The sequence below is a fragment of the Haloarcula sp. MBLA0163 genome (assembly GCF_055632435.1).
Genome location: NZ_CM145745.1, coordinates 1,078,827 through 1,091,995, shown reverse-complemented (window position 1 = coordinate 1,091,995; position 13,169 = coordinate 1,078,827). Strand labels below are relative to the sequence as shown.

Here is a 13,169-nt window from a genome sequence, read left to right as displayed (position 1 = left end):
TCAGCAACGGCGGTGAAATAGGTTACGACGGGGGTACACTCACTGTTCGGGCCCGATAGTCGTCCCCGGCGCCTCGCCGTCGAGGAACGCAGACAGGGCGTCGGGCCCGAACACCGAGGCGGGGCTGTCGAGCTCGAGGAGAGCGCGCACCTTCGCGGCCATCCCGCCCGAGACGTCCGTGGCGTCGCTCCCGCCCAGCGCCGCCGCGACGTCCCCGAAGGCCTCGATGCGGTCGATCACCGCGCCGTCCTCGTCGAGCACGCCGGGGACCGTCGAGCAGACGCCGACCCGGTGGGCGTCGACGGCCGGCGCCAGTTCGACCACCAGCTCGTCGCCGCTGAGGACCGTCGCTCCTTCGCCCGCGTGGGCGACGAGGTCACCGTGCAACACCGGCACGAACCCCTCTGCAAGGAGCGTCCGGACCTGGCCGGTCGGGAGCGTGAGCGCACCGTCGCCGTCGCGGTGTGCCGCCGAGAAGGGGTGGACCGGGACCGCGGGGACGCCGCGCTCGGTCAGCGCCGCGACGACGGCGTCGTTCAGTCGCGTCATCGCACCGTGGATGGCCTGTACGCCGGCCACGTCGTGGGTGCCCGCGGTCGTACTGACCCCGTACTCGGCGGCGTGGTGGTGGCCGAAGCTCCCGCCGCCGTGGACCACGACGAGGTCGTCGTCCCCGGCCGCGACGGCCTCGGCCGCGGCGGCGAGCGCGTCCTCGTCGACCGTCTCGGGCGTGTCCTTCTCGGTGACGACGCTCCCCCCGAGTTTGAGGACGACGGTCATTCCTGCCGGACCCCGTCGGTGTCCAGTTCGGCACGGAAGACCGACTCACAGCCCGGCGTGTACTTCAGCGCGGTGAGCGCGTCCTCGGTGTCGTCCAGCGCGACGATACAGCCCCCGCCGCCGGCCCCGGTGAGCTTCGCGCCCATCGCCCCGGCGTCGCGGGCGGCCCAGACCATCGAGTCGAGCGACCGGGAGGAGACGCCCAGCGCCGACAGCAGGCCGTGGTTGAAGTCCATCAGGTCGCCGAGCGTCTCGTAGTCGTCGGTCCCGAGGACCGACTCGCCCTCGCGGACGACGTCGCCGATGGCTCGGACCGTGTCGGCGGCGAAGTCGTACTCCTCTCGAAGACTCCTGACCCCCGCGACCAGCGCCCCTGTGTCGCCGGCTCCCCCGTCGTAACCGATGACGAACGGGAGGTTCCCGACCCCGTCGACGGTGCGGCAGTCGTCCCCCTCGACGCGGACGGCCCCGCCGACTGCCGAACAGAACGTGTCGGCGCGGGATGCCTCGCCGTCCTGTACGGCCGCCTCCACCTGGTAGGCCCGCTCGGCGATGGCCTCCGGGGAGAGCTCGACGCCCAGTTCCCTCGTGGCGGCGTCGATGGCGGCGACGACGACGGCCGCCGACGACCCCAGCCCCGCGCCCAGCGGGATGTCGCTCTCGATGCGGATCTCGAACCCCGCCTCGGGCGCGTCGGCCGCGTCCCGGACCTGTGCCACCGCCTCGTTGACGTACCCCATCGCCGCCTCGAGGAGCGGCTCCGACGCGTCGACGTCGGGCCGGCCCGCCCCGTCCCCGTCGTACTCGACCGTGAAGCCGTCGAGCTGGAGGTCCTCGGAGTGGATGCGGAGCCCCTCGTCTATCTCCGTGGCCGTCACGCGGGCCCGGCGCTCGATGGCACACGGGACCGCCGGTTCACCGTAGACGACTGCGTGCTCCCCGAACAGGTACACCTTGCCGGGAGCGCTCGACGTGACCATACCCGCCCGTGTGGCGCGAGGGGGTTAGGCGTTTTCGGAGCCGGGCGCCCGGGTCGACGACGCGAATGCCCCGGTGTCACACGCCGCACGAACGGTACAAGCGGGTTTTGAGCCACCTGAAAGCACTTTCCGAGGCACGGGGAAGAGAGCGTATGAACCGCCGACGTGTCCTCGCCGCCGTCGGGACCGGCCTCGCCGGTCTCGCGGGGTGCCTCTCCGAATCGCCGTCGACGCCGGACAACCCGGGCGGAACGGTCACCGACGACCAGCAGACCGACCCGCGGACGTCGTCTCGGACGGACCTGTCCGCCACCGTCGAAAACGTCGTCGTCGGGAAGGCCATCACCTACGAGTCGTCGATGGGGTCCGGCGGCGTCCTGACCGGCGACGACAGACAGTACGTGGTGGGCGCGGTTCGAGGGCCGGACGACGCCAGTGACGCGACGTTCACCTTCGAGACGGACGACGGCTCGTGGGCGCAGGGGCTCCCCGAGACGGTGGGCGCGCGGAACCACACCGTCGCCGGACGCGGGCGACCGTACGTCGCCTTCGCGGTGCCAAGCCCGTTGTCGGCGTCGAACCCCCGGATTCGCCGTGCGGAGGACGGGAAATCGTGGCTGCTGTCCGAGAGCGCACGCGAGACGCTCGCTGCGCCGGCACCGCGGTTCGAACTCGACGAGCTGACCGTCCCGGACGGCGTCTCGCAGGGCGAGCAGCTGTCCGTCTCGCTGACGGCGACGAACGTCTCGGAGACGGACGGCCGCTTCCTCGTGGCTCTCTACTGGCCGACCGAGGGCATCGCCGACGACGACGAGTCCCACGTCGTCGACCGGTCGGTCGGCGCCGGCGAGCAGGTGTCGGCGTCGCTCGACATCGACACGGTGCACACGGTCATGGAGGACGGCCCTGTCACGCTGACCGTCGAGGGCCACGTCACCGCCGAGCGCGTGGTGCAGGTCCGGGACGCCTCGACGTCGGCCTAACTCCGCTCGCGGACCCGCATCGACATCTCCTGTCGCGGGTGCGCGGTGAGCGAGGGCATGAGTTCGAGCGGCGTCTCGCCGAGGAACTCCAGTCGGTAGCGCTGGGCCGTCGTCGCGAGGATGAGTTGGGCCTCGAGCATCGCGAGGTGCTTGCCGATGCAGTGGCGCGGGCCGCCGCCGAACGGGAAGTACGCGAACCGCGGCCGTTCGGTCGCGCGCTCGGGTCGCCAGCGCTCGGGGTCGAACGTCTCCGGGTCGTCGTAGAACCGCTCGGAGCGGTGGACTCCCCACTGTGGCAGCATCAGCGTCGTCCCGGCCTCGACGGGGTACGCCGACAGTTCCACGTCCTCGGTCGGCTCCCGGAATATCGTGTACACCGGTGGGTACAGCCGCATCGCCTCCTGGATGACCCACTCGAGGTAGTCGAGTTCGCGGACGTGGTCCATCCCCGGTCGGTCGTCGCCGACCACCGCCTCGAGCTCCTCGTGGACCTTGCGCTCGGCCTCCGGGTGCTCCGAGAGGAGGAACCACGTGTAGGTGAGCGTCAGCGCCGTCGTGTCGTGGCCCGCCAGCAGCATCGTCATCATCTCGTCGCGCAGCTGCTCGGGCGACTGCTCGCCGTCGTCGCGGGCCCGGAGGAGGACCGACAGGAAGTCCATCGGCCCGTCCTCGTCCGTCCCCACCGTCTCTTCGCGGACCTCGATGATGTCGTCCAACACCTCGTCGAGCGTCGCGACGGCGCTGTCGAACGCCGCGTCGTCGGGCATCGGCATCCACTCCGGCGCGGCGAACCGCAGCGGGTCGGGTTCGAAGCGCTGGCCCAGCGGCACCAGTTGCTCCTCGATGGTCTGTACGCGCTGTTCCGACAGTTCGACCCCCATCATCAGGTCGAGGATGACGTCCAGCGTCGTCCGCGTCATCGCCTGCTCGATGTCGACGACGTCGCCCCCCGTCCAGTCTGCGATTCGGTCCTCGGCGTGGCCGGTGATGCGGTCGGCCATCCCCGAGAGCCGCGCCATCGAGAACGCGGGGTTGGCCAGCCGTCGCTGTCGCTCCCACGTCTCGCCCTCGCTCAGCAGGAGCCCGTCACCCAGCAGGTCCCCGAGCGCGTCTCCCTGGAAGTCCGGCTTGCGGAACCGGTCGCTCTCCGAGACCAGCACGCGCTCGATGGCCGTCGGGTCGCACAGCATGACGGTGTCCATCGGTCCCATGTCGAAGCGGGCGACGTCGCCGTAGGCGCTCTCCAGCGTCGAGATGAACCGGAACGGGTCGTCCGCGTACGTCCTGCTACTGCCGAACAGCGGTTCGCCTTTCGGTCCGGGCGGCGTCTCTGCCATCGTTCCTCGTTGGGGCCGGACACGTTTGAATCGCATGCCAAACCGGCCGGTAGCGGCGTCAGAGCCACCGGCTTGGGTCGAGGTCCCACGCCGTGTGCCGGGCCGCCCACGTCCCGCCGAGACCGCCCACGGCGCTCAATCCGACGGTGTACGCGAGGAAGAACGCGAACACGAGCCCGAGGAAGAACCCGTAAGCCGGCGAGGCCGGCCCGATTCCGAAGCCGAGGGTCCCGGCGAGGTACAGCGCCGGGAGGAACAGCGCCAACAGCGGCACCGCCGCGCCGACGCCGGCCAACAGCCCGAGCCACAGGCCGCTGGCGTACCCGCCCCCGTGTCGGTGGGCGGCGACGGCTCCGCCGGCCAGCGACGAGAAGGGGACGAACGAGAGGGCCACGGTGACAAGCGCCCCCCACCCGGCGTCCCGCAGTGTCTCGCGCATCTCGTCTGCTGCTGTCGGCAGCCGGCGATATATAGGTGGGTGCGTCGTCGTCGGTCAGTTCCCCAGGTCGGTGTCGTACTTCACGTAGTTGCCCAGCCAGCCGCCGAGCGCGCTCAGGCCGACGACGTAGACGGCGGCGAACACCGCCGCCAGGACGAAGAAGACGACGCCGAACGCGCCCATCCGCATCGGCATCCCCCCGAGCAGGAAGCCGAGGAACACCATGCCCACGAGGGCGAACACCAGCAGCGTGAACACGAGCCCGATGACGCCGGATATGGCGCCCACACGGAGGCCATTGTCTCTGTCACCGCCTTCGAGATAACCGGCGAGCGCGCCGCCGAACACCGGTGCGAAGGGGACGAAACCACTCAGGACGGCCGTCGCGACGGCCCCGATGACCGCGTTGAGGAGGGTGTCTCGTTCTGCCATCGGCAACCGGTACACCGGGGGCTACCCTATGTCTTGTGCCCTCGGCCGAGGGCAGCGTCGCCACTGGCGAGCGGGCCGGCGGGAAAGTGAGAATCGAACGCCCGCGTCAGAGTTCGGACTCGAAGTCCTCGAGCCCGTAGGACGGTTCGGCGCCGCGGCGGTCGAGCGTCTCGTTGGCCAGCAGCCAGTAGACGACCGACAGGGCCTTGCGACCCTTGTTGTTCGTGGGCACCACGAGGTCGACGTTCGACGTGGTGTTGTTGGAGTCACACATCGCGATGACCGGGATGCCGACGGTGATGGCCTCCTTGACGGCCTGGGAGTCACCGATGGGGTCGGTGACGACCACGACGTCCGGTTCGATGTAGCCGTCGTAGTCCGGGTTCGTCAGCGTGCCGGGGATGAACCGGCCCGTGCGGGCACGGGCGCCGACGGCGTCGGCGAACTTCTCGGCCGGGAACCGGCCGTACTGGCGCGACGACGCCACGAGGATCTGCTCGGGGTCGTAGTTGGCCAGGAAGTCCGCGGCGGTGCGGATGCGGGAGTCCGTCATCGAGACGTCCAGCACGTAGAGCCCGTCGTCGCGGACGCGGTGGATGAACCGCTCCATGTCCTGGGTCTTCTGCTGGGTCCCGATGTGGACACCGGCGCCGAGGTAGTCCTCGACTGGGATGAGGAGGTCGGCCTCGGACTGCTCGTCGGGCATGACGTCCTCGTCGAGCTGGGGCCCGGCGTCCTCGTCCTCGGTTGTCTCTGCCTCGGCCTCCGCGGCGTCGGCGGGCTGTTCTGCTGCCGTCTCGGCCTCTGCGTCGGCCGCTTCGTCGTCCTCCTCGGACGGGTCGAAGTCGGACTCGGACGCGTCGAGACCCTCTTTTTCGTTGCCGCTCATACTGCGTTGTCCTCGATACGGATGAGTTCGTTCAGCTTGGCTGTGCGCTCGCCGCCGACCGCGCCCGTCTTGATGAACGGCGCGTCGGTCGCCACGGCGAGGTGTGCGATAGTGGTGTCCTCGGTCTCGCCGCTCCGGTGAGAGACCACGGATTCGTAGCCGTTCCGGGTCGCCAGTTCGATGGCGTCCACCGCGTCGGTGAGCGTCCCGATCTGGTTGGGCTTGATGAGGATGGAGTTGCCGGCGCCGGCGCTGATGCCGGCCTCCAGCCGCTCGACGTTCGTGACGAACAGGTCGTCGCCGCAGACGAGCGTCTGGTCGCCGACGCGGTCGGTGAGGTCGGCGAAGGCCTCGTAGTCGTTCTCGTCGAGGGGGTCCTCGACGTAGACGAGGTCGTACTCCTCGACCTTCTCGGCGATGTACTCGATCTGCTCCTCGGTGGACTTCACGCCGTCGTCGTAGACGTAGCCGTCCTCGTCCTCGTCGTACAGCTCGGCGCCGGCGACGTCGAGGCCGAAGGCGATGGCGAAGCCGAAGTCGTCGGCGACCGTCTCGACGGCCTCGTCCATGATGTCGAAGGCCTCGTCGTCCGAGACCGACGGCGCCCACGCGCCCTCGTCGCCCTTGCCCGCGGGCAGGTCGCGGTCGGCCAGGATGTCGTGGACCTCCTGGTGGACCGCGGCGTTGGCGAAGACGGCCTCCTCGACGCTCGGTGCGCCGACCGGCGCCGCGAGGAACTCCTGGATGTTGGTGGCGTCCGCGGCGTGTTCGCCGCCGCCGATGATGTTACCCAGCGGCGTCGGGTACTCGTTGCCCCGGAAGGTGCCACCGAGGTGCTGGAAGAGTGGCGCGCCCAGCACGTCGGCACCGGCCTTCGCGGCCGCCATCGAGATGGCGACGGCGCTGTTGGCCCCGATGCCCGAGAAGTCGTCCGTGCCGTCGGCGGCGTGGAGCGCCGCGTCGACGTCACGCTGGTTCCCGGCGTGGACCTCACCGACGAGGCGCGGGATGGCGTCGTCGCGAGCGTTCGCGATGGCCTCCTGAGCCGGCAGTTCGATAGCCTCGTACTCGCCGGTGCTTGCGCCGCTCGGTGCCTTGCCACGACCGAAGCCCCCACTCTCCGTGAGGACGTCGGCTTCCACGGTCGCGTTCCCACGCGAGTCGAGGACGCGGCGGAGTCGTACGTCGGTGATTAGCGTCATTTGTGGTCACCTCGCTTGACGGTGAACGGAAGCACGCCAGCGTCGTACTCCTCGGCCGCGATGAGGATGGGCTGGGTGTGCTCCGTCTCGATGAGCACGGGTGCGCCGTGGGCTAACTGCAGCGCTCGCGCGCCGAGTTTGCGGGCCTTCTCGTATCGGCTTTCCTGTGCGTTCATTGGTAGGGAGCGACGATGTCGACGAGGTCCTTGTGCGAGACGAGCATCCGGCGACAGCAGTGCCGCTCGACGCCGAGTTCGTCGAGGACCTTCTCCGGGTCCTCGGGCTCCTCGGCCTCGCGGGTGCGGGCCTTGAACTCCTCCCAGTGCTCGCCGACGACGTTACCACAGGTGAAACACCGGACCGGTACCATCATACGTGAATCACCTCAACGGTAGGACTTCTGGTAGCGGGCCCGAGCGCCGGGGCCGCCCCACTTCTTGGGTTCGGACTGGCGGACGTCGTTGACCAGCAGCGAGCGGTCGAACTCCATGAACGCGTCGCGGAGCTCCGCGTCGTTCGTGAAGTCGACGAGGCCGCGAGCGATGGCGGTTCGGGCGGCGTCGGCCTGCCCCATGACACCGCCACCCTCGACGGACACCTCGACGTCGACGTCGTCACGGAGGTCGTCCTCCGCGATGCGGAACGGCTCCAGCATCTTCAGCTGGGCCAGCTCCGGGTCGACGAGTTCGACCGGCTGGGAGTCGATACGCACGCGGCCCTCGCCCTCGCGGATGGTCGCGCGGGCGACGGCAGTCTTCTTCTTGCCAGACGTGTTCGTTACCATGTCTTGTTCGCTCCGAGTGCCTCGCTCACGTCGCCGAGCGAGACGAACTTGATGTTCGACAGTCGGTCCAGCGAGGTCCCCTCGAGGACGTCGCCGTCCTCGTCGTGTGGGTTCCCGACGTACACGCGGACGTTCTCGAACGCCTCGCGGCCGCGCTGCTTCTTGTGGGGCAGCATGCCACGGATGGCGCGCTTGAAGATACCGTCCGGGCGCTTCGGGTAGAAGTACGAGTTGTCGGCGCCGATGTCGACGCGCTTCTTGTACTTCTCGGTGATCTGCTCTTCGCGGCCGGTGATGACCGCGCGTTCGGCGTTGACGACGGCGACGGACTGCCCGTCGAGCGCCTTCTCGGCCACCTCGGATGCCACGCGGCCCATGATACAGTCACGGGCGTCGACGACGACGTCGGCGTCGAACTCTGCGAGGCTCATCGGATCACCCGCACGTGGGAGCCTTCCGGATTGTTTTCGATTGCCTGTTCGAGTGATACAGCCTCTCCGACCTGGTCGATCTTCTTCTCGGCGGTTCCGGAGAAGTCGACTGCGGCGACGGTGATGTCCTTCTGCAGGACACCGGAGCCGAGCACCTTGCCCGGCACGACGACGGTCTCGTCTTCCTGTGCGTACCGTTCGATACGCCCGAGGTTGACTTCCGCGTGTGTGCGCCGTGGCTTCTCCAGGCGCTCGGCGACGTCGCCCCAGACGTTGCCGCCCGCGTTGCGGGCGGCCGACTTCAGGTCGGCGATGAGACTACTGAGTCTCGGGTTCGTCTTGCTCATAGAGTTCCTCCTTTGTAGGAAAAGTGCAGGGAGCAGGATTTGAACCTGCGGACCCCTACGGGACAGCGCCCTGAACGCTGCGCCGTTGGCCAGACTTGGCTATCCCTGCTCGCATTGTTGCGTTTCGCGTGCCCCGTAAAAACCCCTTCGGTCCTCGCGCTCGGGGGGCGGGCGGTCATCGGCGTCGAAGGGGTGTCTCGGAGCATGTGGCGTTACAGTTGGACTGCGTCTTTCAGTTCGGTCGCGCGGTCACGCAGCGTCTCGACCGCGCGCAGGACCAGTTCGTCGGTGGTGAACGAGCCGTCGGTCTCGACGTGGAACACGAAGGCGTTCTCGACGTCGGTGACCTCGACCTCCTTGCCCGGGTAGCGCTGGGAGAGGTCGTTGCCGAAGTCGTCGGTCGGCACGAGGTCGCCGTCCGTCGCGTCGACGGCGGCGTGTTCGGCCGCACCCTCCTCGATGACGCCGCGGAGGATGTTCGGCTCCTCGTCCTCGAACTCGCCCTTCTCGCCGACGACCTCCGTGCGCTGGAGGTGTCGGTAGCCGACGGCCACGCCGCCCTGGTGTTTGGCGTGTTCCTTCCCCGTATCGAGGACGGCGTCGGCCTCGACTTCGAGGCGCTGGCCCTCCTTCAGGTCGATGATGGGGACGTTGTCGTCGGCCGGTTCGACGAGGCCGTCACTGGAGACGAGGTCGCTGGAGTAGGCCGTCGCCGGCCCGTCCACCGAGAGCGACAGCGTGACCTCGTCGCCGACCTCGAAGTCGTCGAGGTCGGTCGTGAGCGGGACCAGCCCCAGTCGGAGGCCGATCTGCTCGTTGAACATCACGCTGGTGTTCTCGATGACGCGGACCGTGTCGATGCTGAACGTGGGCACGTCGGCGATCATCGCCCGGCGGATGCCGTTGGCGAACGCCGGCGTGATGCCCCGAATCAGCACGAGCGACTCCCGCTCGCCGCGTTCGACGAACTCCACCTCGTAGTCCTGTGTCATTGGTTAGAATCCGGAGTTTTTCGGTGCGCGAGTGCCGTCGTGCGGCGTCGGCGTGACGTCCTCGATGCGACCGATCTCGAGGCCGGCACGGGCCAGCGCTCGGATGGTCGCCTGCGCGCCGGGTCCGGGGGAGGTCTGCTGGTTCCCGCCGGGGCCGCGGACGCGGACGTCGACGCCTTCGACGCCGCGGTCGAGGGCCTTCTCGGCGACGACCTCGGCCATCTGCATGGCGGCGTACGGCGACGCCTCGTCGCGGTTCTGCTTGACGACCGTCCCGCCGGAGCTCTTCGCGAGCGTCTCCGCGCCGGTCTGGTCGGTGATGGTGATGATGGTGTTGTTGAACGATGCGTGGACGTGTGCGACGCCCCAGATGCCGTCGTTGTCTGCTTCGCTCATTCTTGGGCCTCCGCGCGCTCAGGGTGCAGTTCGTCGGCAAGCGAGCTGTTCTCGTCGAAGCCGACCGTGTCCTCGACGGCGACCTCCACCTTCATCGACGGGCGCGTGACGCGCTGGCCGCCCAGCACGATGTGGCCGTGGACGATGAACTGACGGGCCTGTTCGGGCGTGTTCGCGTAGCCCTTGCGGTAGACGACCGTCTGGAGCCGGCGTTCGAGGACGTCGGTGACGTCGAGCGACAGGACGTCGTCCAGCGTGTCCTGTTCGCTGAGGATGCCGTAGCGCTTCAGGCGGGCGAGGAACTCGTCGGCCTCGTCCGTCTCGACCGTCTGGCCGAGTAGCTTCCGGGCCTCGCGGCGGTAGCCACGGAGCTCGGACTGTGCGCGCCAGAGCTCCTCCTTGTTCTTCAGGCCGTAGCGGCCCAGGAGGTTGCTCTCGTCGGCGATGCGCTCGCCCTGGAACGGGTGGTTCGGCGTCTCGTAGAACTTCGTGTTGGAGCCGAGCGCCATTATTCGTCACCCTCCTCGCCGCCTTCGGCCTGCTCCTCTTTGATGGCCTCGACGTTGACGCCGATGGTCCCCTCGGTACGACCGGTGGACTTCGTGCGCTGGCCGCGGACCTTCTGGCCGCGCTTGTGACGGACACCGCGGTAGGAGTCGATCATCTTCATGCGGTTGATGTCCTGCCGGCGGGTGAGCTGGAGGTCGTTCCCGGTCTCGTGGGTGGTCTCACCGGAGAAGTAGTCCTTCTGGTGGTTGGTCATCCACTCGGGGACCTCGTCGGCGTAGTTCTCGACGGCGTCGACGACGGAGTCGATGACGTCGTCGTCGAGCTTCCCGAACACCGCGCGGCGGTCCACACCAGCCTGCTGGGCGATGATGCGGGCGGCGCGGTGGCCGATGCCGTTCAGTTCTGTCAGTGCTCGCTCGACGGACTTGGTACCGTCGAGGTCGGTCTGTCCGATACGGACGAAGTAGCGGATGTCCTCCTCTTCTTCGGCATCCGCGTCGTCGCCCGCGTTGGGGTCTTCTGCACTCATATATGGGTAATCGGTTGGGTGAGCGTCGTGGCTGGGATTCGAACCCAGGAGGCTGTACGCCACAGAGTTAGCAACCCTGCGCCTTGGGCCAGGCTTGGCTACCACGACACGTGCTTGCTGATACTCGCGCCCGCGGCATCGCGGACTCGGGGGCCGGTCCCCCTACACGAGTCTGTCCGTGACTATTCCGGGGTTGTATTTAAACGCAACGGAAGGCTCTGGCCCCGTGACGGCGCCGCACACGTGATTCGCCCGCACGGAACGGTGGCGTAACGGCTTCCCAACTGGCGTGCGTACGAGGCCACATGGACACCACGCGCGCGGACGGCGGGACCACTGTCGACCCGACCGACCGCGAGGCCCTCCGGCGTCACCTCGAGCGGTTCGCCGGCCCGGAGAACGTCGCCGAGCGCGACGACGGGCGCCTGACTGCCGAGTTCAGCCGGTCGACGTACGTCTCGGTCGGGACGGACGGCCACGTCGCCACCGGGATGCCCCTGCACGCCTTCGACGCACCGGCCGACCGCCTCGTCTTCGACCACGACGCCGGCGAACTGCACGTCGAGCGGGGTGACGGCGAGGCCGCCGTGGCGTACACGTTCCGCCGACCCTGACCGTCGTCGAGCGGCGAGTCTGTCACAATCCTTATCGCACCTCGGGGGCCTACCCGGAGGCATGAACGAAGACGACGTCCGTGAGCGGCTCCGGACTGTCCAGGACCCGGACCTCGGCGACGACATCGTGTCGCTGGGTCTCATCAACAGCATCGCGGTCACAGACGACGAGGTTCGCATCGACCTCGCGCTCGGGGCGCCGTACTCCCCGACGGAGACGAGCATCGCCAACGAGGTCCGGGAGGCGCTCTCGGACGTCGACCGCGAGGTGGCGCTCTCGGCCAGCGTCGACCGGGGCGTGCCCGAGGCCGAGGACCCGCTCCCCGAGGTCAAGAACGTCATCGCCGTCGCCTCGGGGAAGGGCGGGGTCGGGAAGTCGACCGTCGCCGTCAACCTCGCGGCGGGCCTCTCCCGGCTCGGTGCGCAGGTGGGCCTGTTCGACGCCGACATCTACGGGCCGAACGTCCCGCGGATGCTGAACGCCGACGAGTCGCCCCGTGCCACCGAGGACGAGGAGATAATCCCCGTCGAGAAGCACGGCCTGAAGCTGATGAGCATGGACTTCCTCGTCGGGAAGGACGACCCGGTCATCTTCCGCGGACCGATGGTCGACAACGTGCTCACCCAGCTGTGGGACGACGTCCTGTGGGGCTCGCTCGACTACATGGTCGTGGACCTGCCGCCGGGGACCGGCGACACGCAGCTGACGATGCTCCAGCGGGTCCCCGTCTCCGGGGCCGTCATCGTCACCACGCCACAGGAAGTCGCGCTCGACGACGCCCGCAAGGGCCTGCGGATGTTCGGCCGCCACGAGACGCCGGTGCTCGGCATCGTCGAGAACATGTCGTCGTTCGTCTGCCCGGACTGCGGCGGCGAACACGACATCTTCGGGAGCGGCGGCGGCCGGCGGTTCGCCGACGAGAACGAGATGCCGTTCCTCGGCGAGATACCGCTGGACCCCGACGTGCGTGAGGGCGGCGACAGCGGGCAACCGCTCGTGCTGGACGAGGACGACGAGACGGGCGAGGCCTTCCGCGACATCGCCGCCCGCACGGCGAACATGCAGGGCATCATCCACCGCAAGCGGCAGGCCGACTCACGGGCCGCCGAGGCAGAACCGGAACGGTAGGAGAGCGCTGCCGCTGTCCGACCGGGCAGTAGAGAGAAAGACCGTGTTACGCTTCGACGGGGTTGTTGTACTTGCGCGTGACGTAGCCGGCGATGCGGTTGCGCACGCCCTTCGACTCGATGTTCGTGACTTCCTCGACGACGTCCTTGTTGTGCTCGAAGTCGGCACCGAACGCGTCGGGGTATCGCTCCATCAGTAGTGTCCCGGTCTTCTTGACGTAGGCGGGTTTGATTGCCATGCGCGTTTCTTGCTAGGTGGCGTTCAAAAAGGGTTCGACTTCCACGCCGGGACGCGAACCCTTATCACCCGGCACGGGGCCAGACGGCCCGTGCGCTGACCATCGTGGTGGCGTGTCCGCGATAGTGCGACACACCACGCCACCGCTCGGCCGTCGG

The 13,169-nt window shown here is 68.6% G+C and carries 20 protein-coding genes and 2 tRNA genes; 3 read left to right on the top strand and 19 right to left on the bottom strand.

What is annotated here, in order from left to right; all coding sequences use genetic code 11:
* Window positions 1-39: 39 nt before the first annotated feature.
* On the bottom strand, window positions 40-780 hold the full coding sequence (locus ACV7GQ_RS05825) for an isopentenyl phosphate kinase (protein ID WP_470312588.1): 741 nt from the start codon (window positions 778-780) through the stop codon (window positions 40-42).
* Window positions 777-1,760 carry a mevalonate kinase gene (gene mvk / locus ACV7GQ_RS05820; protein WP_470312587.1) on the bottom strand — a complete coding sequence of 328 codons (984 nt, stop codon included), beginning with the start codon at window positions 1,758-1,760 and terminating at the stop codon, window positions 777-779. The genes ACV7GQ_RS05825 and mvk overlap by 4 nt, the downstream gene beginning before the upstream one ends.
* Window positions 1,761-1,912: 152 nt before the next feature.
* On the opposite strand from mvk, the gene ACV7GQ_RS05815 reads away from it, so the two are divergent.
* Window positions 1,913-2,743: a hypothetical protein gene (locus ACV7GQ_RS05815; protein ID WP_470312586.1), complete on the top strand. Its 831-nt coding sequence runs from the start codon at window positions 1,913-1,915 to the stop codon at window positions 2,741-2,743.
* Here the strand turns inward: ACV7GQ_RS05815 and ACV7GQ_RS05810 are convergent.
* From ACV7GQ_RS05810 to ACV7GQ_RS05735, 16 genes are all read right to left on the bottom strand, one after another.
* Complete coding sequence (locus ACV7GQ_RS05810; RefSeq protein ID WP_470312585.1) at window positions 2,740-4,080, bottom strand: cytochrome P450; 1,341 nt, start codon at window positions 4,078-4,080, stop codon at window positions 2,740-2,742. The genes ACV7GQ_RS05815 and ACV7GQ_RS05810 overlap by 4 nt on opposite strands.
* 58 nt (window positions 4,081-4,138) lie before the next feature.
* Window positions 4,139-4,519 (bottom strand): DUF5518 domain-containing protein, encoded by a 381-nt coding sequence (locus tag ACV7GQ_RS05805; protein ID WP_470312584.1) that lies wholly within the window; start codon window positions 4,517-4,519, stop codon window positions 4,139-4,141.
* Window positions 4,520-4,573: 54 nt separating this feature from the next.
* Window positions 4,574-4,951, bottom strand: coding sequence for a DUF5518 domain-containing protein (locus ACV7GQ_RS05800; protein ID WP_470312583.1), 378 nt, complete (start codon window positions 4,949-4,951; stop codon window positions 4,574-4,576).
* A 106-nt stretch (window positions 4,952-5,057) separates the two neighbouring features.
* Window positions 5,058-5,840, bottom strand: coding sequence for a 30S ribosomal protein S2 (rpsB, locus tag ACV7GQ_RS05795; RefSeq protein ID WP_470312582.1), 783 nt, complete (start codon window positions 5,838-5,840; stop codon window positions 5,058-5,060).
* On the bottom strand, window positions 5,837-7,042 hold the full coding sequence (gene eno / locus ACV7GQ_RS05790; protein ID WP_470312581.1) for a phosphopyruvate hydratase: 1,206 nt from the start codon (window positions 7,040-7,042) through the stop codon (window positions 5,837-5,839). Before eno ends, rpsB begins: the two co-directional genes overlap by 4 nt.
* Window positions 7,039-7,218 (bottom strand): DNA-directed RNA polymerase subunit K, encoded by a 180-nt coding sequence (locus ACV7GQ_RS05785; protein ID WP_135303168.1) that lies wholly within the window; start codon window positions 7,216-7,218, stop codon window positions 7,039-7,041. The genes eno and ACV7GQ_RS05785 overlap by 4 nt, the downstream gene beginning before the upstream one ends.
* Window positions 7,215-7,415: a DNA-directed RNA polymerase subunit N gene (locus ACV7GQ_RS05780; protein ID WP_159901306.1), complete on the bottom strand. Its 201-nt coding sequence runs from the start codon at window positions 7,413-7,415 to the stop codon at window positions 7,215-7,217. Before ACV7GQ_RS05780 ends, ACV7GQ_RS05785 begins: the two co-directional genes overlap by 4 nt.
* 12 nt (window positions 7,416-7,427) lie before the next feature.
* Window positions 7,428-7,826 carry a 30S ribosomal protein S9 gene (locus tag ACV7GQ_RS05775; RefSeq protein ID WP_166970843.1) on the bottom strand — a complete coding sequence of 133 codons (399 nt, stop codon included), beginning with the start codon at window positions 7,824-7,826 and terminating at the stop codon, window positions 7,428-7,430.
* Window positions 7,820-8,257: a 50S ribosomal protein L13 gene (locus tag ACV7GQ_RS05770; protein WP_220618566.1), complete on the bottom strand. Its 438-nt coding sequence runs from the start codon at window positions 8,255-8,257 to the stop codon at window positions 7,820-7,822. The genes ACV7GQ_RS05775 and ACV7GQ_RS05770 overlap by 7 nt, the downstream gene beginning before the upstream one ends.
* Window positions 8,254-8,604, bottom strand: a complete 351-nt coding sequence (locus ACV7GQ_RS05765) for a 50S ribosomal protein L18e (protein WP_220618567.1) — start codon at window positions 8,602-8,604, stop codon at window positions 8,254-8,256. Before ACV7GQ_RS05765 ends, ACV7GQ_RS05770 begins: the two co-directional genes overlap by 4 nt.
* 24 nt (window positions 8,605-8,628) lie before the next feature.
* Window positions 8,629-8,713 (bottom strand) — tRNA-Leu (locus ACV7GQ_RS05760).
* Between the two features lie 103 nt (window positions 8,714-8,816).
* Window positions 8,817-9,596, bottom strand: coding sequence for a DNA-directed RNA polymerase subunit D (locus ACV7GQ_RS05755; protein ID WP_470312580.1), 780 nt, complete (start codon window positions 9,594-9,596; stop codon window positions 8,817-8,819).
* 3 nt (window positions 9,597-9,599) lie between these two features.
* The gene (locus ACV7GQ_RS05750) at window positions 9,600-9,992 is read right to left on the bottom strand and encodes a 30S ribosomal protein S11 (protein WP_470312579.1); all 393 of its coding nucleotides are present in this window, start codon (window positions 9,990-9,992) and stop codon (window positions 9,600-9,602) included.
* A complete protein-coding gene (locus ACV7GQ_RS05745) occupies window positions 9,989-10,501 on the bottom strand; it encodes a 30S ribosomal protein S4 (RefSeq protein WP_220618569.1) in 513 nt (170 codons plus the stop codon). The genes ACV7GQ_RS05750 and ACV7GQ_RS05745 overlap by 4 nt, the downstream gene beginning before the upstream one ends.
* Window positions 10,501-11,031 carry a 30S ribosomal protein S13 gene (locus ACV7GQ_RS05740; RefSeq protein WP_470312578.1) on the bottom strand — a complete coding sequence of 177 codons (531 nt, stop codon included), beginning with the start codon at window positions 11,029-11,031 and terminating at the stop codon, window positions 10,501-10,503. The genes ACV7GQ_RS05745 and ACV7GQ_RS05740 overlap by 1 nt, the downstream gene beginning before the upstream one ends.
* 23 nt (window positions 11,032-11,054) lie before the next feature.
* Window positions 11,055-11,139: transfer RNA gene (locus ACV7GQ_RS05735), tRNA-Ser, on the bottom strand.
* 197 nt (window positions 11,140-11,336) lie between these two features.
* Here ACV7GQ_RS05735 and ACV7GQ_RS05730 point away from each other — a divergent pair.
* Window positions 11,337-11,645, top strand: coding sequence for a hypothetical protein (locus ACV7GQ_RS05730; RefSeq protein ID WP_470312577.1), 309 nt, complete (start codon window positions 11,337-11,339; stop codon window positions 11,643-11,645).
* A 61-nt stretch (window positions 11,646-11,706) separates the two neighbouring features.
* Window positions 11,707-12,774: an Mrp/NBP35 family ATP-binding protein gene (locus ACV7GQ_RS05725; RefSeq protein WP_470312576.1), complete on the top strand. Its 1,068-nt coding sequence runs from the start codon at window positions 11,707-11,709 to the stop codon at window positions 12,772-12,774.
* Between the two features lie 46 nt (window positions 12,775-12,820).
* On the opposite strand, the gene ACV7GQ_RS05720 is transcribed toward ACV7GQ_RS05725, so the two are convergent.
* The gene (locus ACV7GQ_RS05720; RefSeq protein WP_166970859.1) at window positions 12,821-13,012 is read right to left on the bottom strand and encodes a 30S ribosomal protein S17e; all 192 of its coding nucleotides are present in this window, start codon (window positions 13,010-13,012) and stop codon (window positions 12,821-12,823) included.
* Between the last annotated feature and the right edge of the window lie 157 nt (window positions 13,013-13,169).

Excerpts from the sequence above, each read along its gene's own strand:
- ACV7GQ_RS05825 (WP_470312588.1), bottom strand. The coding sequence starts at position 780 with ATGACCGTCGTCCTCAAACTCGGGGGGAGCGTCGTCACCGAGAAGGAC.
- mvk (WP_470312587.1), bottom strand. The coding sequence starts at position 1,760 with ATGGTCACGTCGAGCGCTCCCGGCAAGGTGTACCTGTTCGGGGAGCAC.
- ACV7GQ_RS05815 (WP_470312586.1), top strand. The coding sequence starts at position 1,913 with ATGAACCGCCGACGTGTCCTCGCCGCCGTCGGGACCGGCCTCGCCGGT.
- ACV7GQ_RS05810 (WP_470312585.1), bottom strand. The coding sequence starts at position 4,080 with ATGGCAGAGACGCCGCCCGGACCGAAAGGCGAACCGCTGTTCGGCAGT.
- ACV7GQ_RS05805 (WP_470312584.1), bottom strand. The coding sequence starts at position 4,519 with ATGCGCGAGACACTGCGGGACGCCGGGTGGGGGGCGCTTGTCACCGTG.
- ACV7GQ_RS05800 (WP_470312583.1), bottom strand. The coding sequence starts at position 4,951 with ATGGCAGAACGAGACACCCTCCTCAACGCGGTCATCGGGGCCGTCGCG.
- rpsB (WP_470312582.1), bottom strand. The coding sequence starts at position 5,840 with ATGAGCGGCAACGAAAAAGAGGGTCTCGACGCGTCCGAGTCCGACTTC.
- eno (WP_470312581.1), bottom strand. The coding sequence starts at position 7,042 with ATGACGCTAATCACCGACGTACGACTCCGCCGCGTCCTCGACTCGCGT.
- ACV7GQ_RS05785 (WP_135303168.1), bottom strand. The coding sequence starts at position 7,218 with ATGAACGCACAGGAAAGCCGATACGAGAAGGCCCGCAAACTCGGCGCG.
- ACV7GQ_RS05780 (WP_159901306.1), bottom strand. The coding sequence starts at position 7,415 with ATGATGGTACCGGTCCGGTGTTTCACCTGTGGTAACGTCGTCGGCGAG.
- ACV7GQ_RS05775 (WP_166970843.1), bottom strand. The coding sequence starts at position 7,826 with ATGGTAACGAACACGTCTGGCAAGAAGAAGACTGCCGTCGCCCGCGCG.
- ACV7GQ_RS05770 (WP_220618566.1), bottom strand. The coding sequence starts at position 8,257 with ATGAGCCTCGCAGAGTTCGACGCCGACGTCGTCGTCGACGCCCGTGAC.
- ACV7GQ_RS05765 (WP_220618567.1), bottom strand. The coding sequence starts at position 8,604 with ATGAGCAAGACGAACCCGAGACTCAGTAGTCTCATCGCCGACCTGAAG.
- ACV7GQ_RS05755 (WP_470312580.1), bottom strand. The coding sequence starts at position 9,596 with ATGACACAGGACTACGAGGTGGAGTTCGTCGAACGCGGCGAGCGGGAG.
- ACV7GQ_RS05750 (WP_470312579.1), bottom strand. The coding sequence starts at position 9,992 with ATGAGCGAAGCAGACAACGACGGCATCTGGGGCGTCGCACACGTCCAC.
- ACV7GQ_RS05745 (WP_220618569.1), bottom strand. The coding sequence starts at position 10,501 with ATGGCGCTCGGCTCCAACACGAAGTTCTACGAGACGCCGAACCACCCG.
- ACV7GQ_RS05740 (WP_470312578.1), bottom strand. The coding sequence starts at position 11,031 with ATGAGTGCAGAAGACCCCAACGCGGGCGACGACGCGGATGCCGAAGAA.
- ACV7GQ_RS05730 (WP_470312577.1), top strand. The coding sequence starts at position 11,337 with ATGGACACCACGCGCGCGGACGGCGGGACCACTGTCGACCCGACCGAC.
- ACV7GQ_RS05725 (WP_470312576.1), top strand. The coding sequence starts at position 11,707 with ATGAACGAAGACGACGTCCGTGAGCGGCTCCGGACTGTCCAGGACCCG.
- ACV7GQ_RS05720 (WP_166970859.1), bottom strand. The coding sequence starts at position 13,012 with ATGGCAATCAAACCCGCCTACGTCAAGAAGACCGGGACACTACTGATG.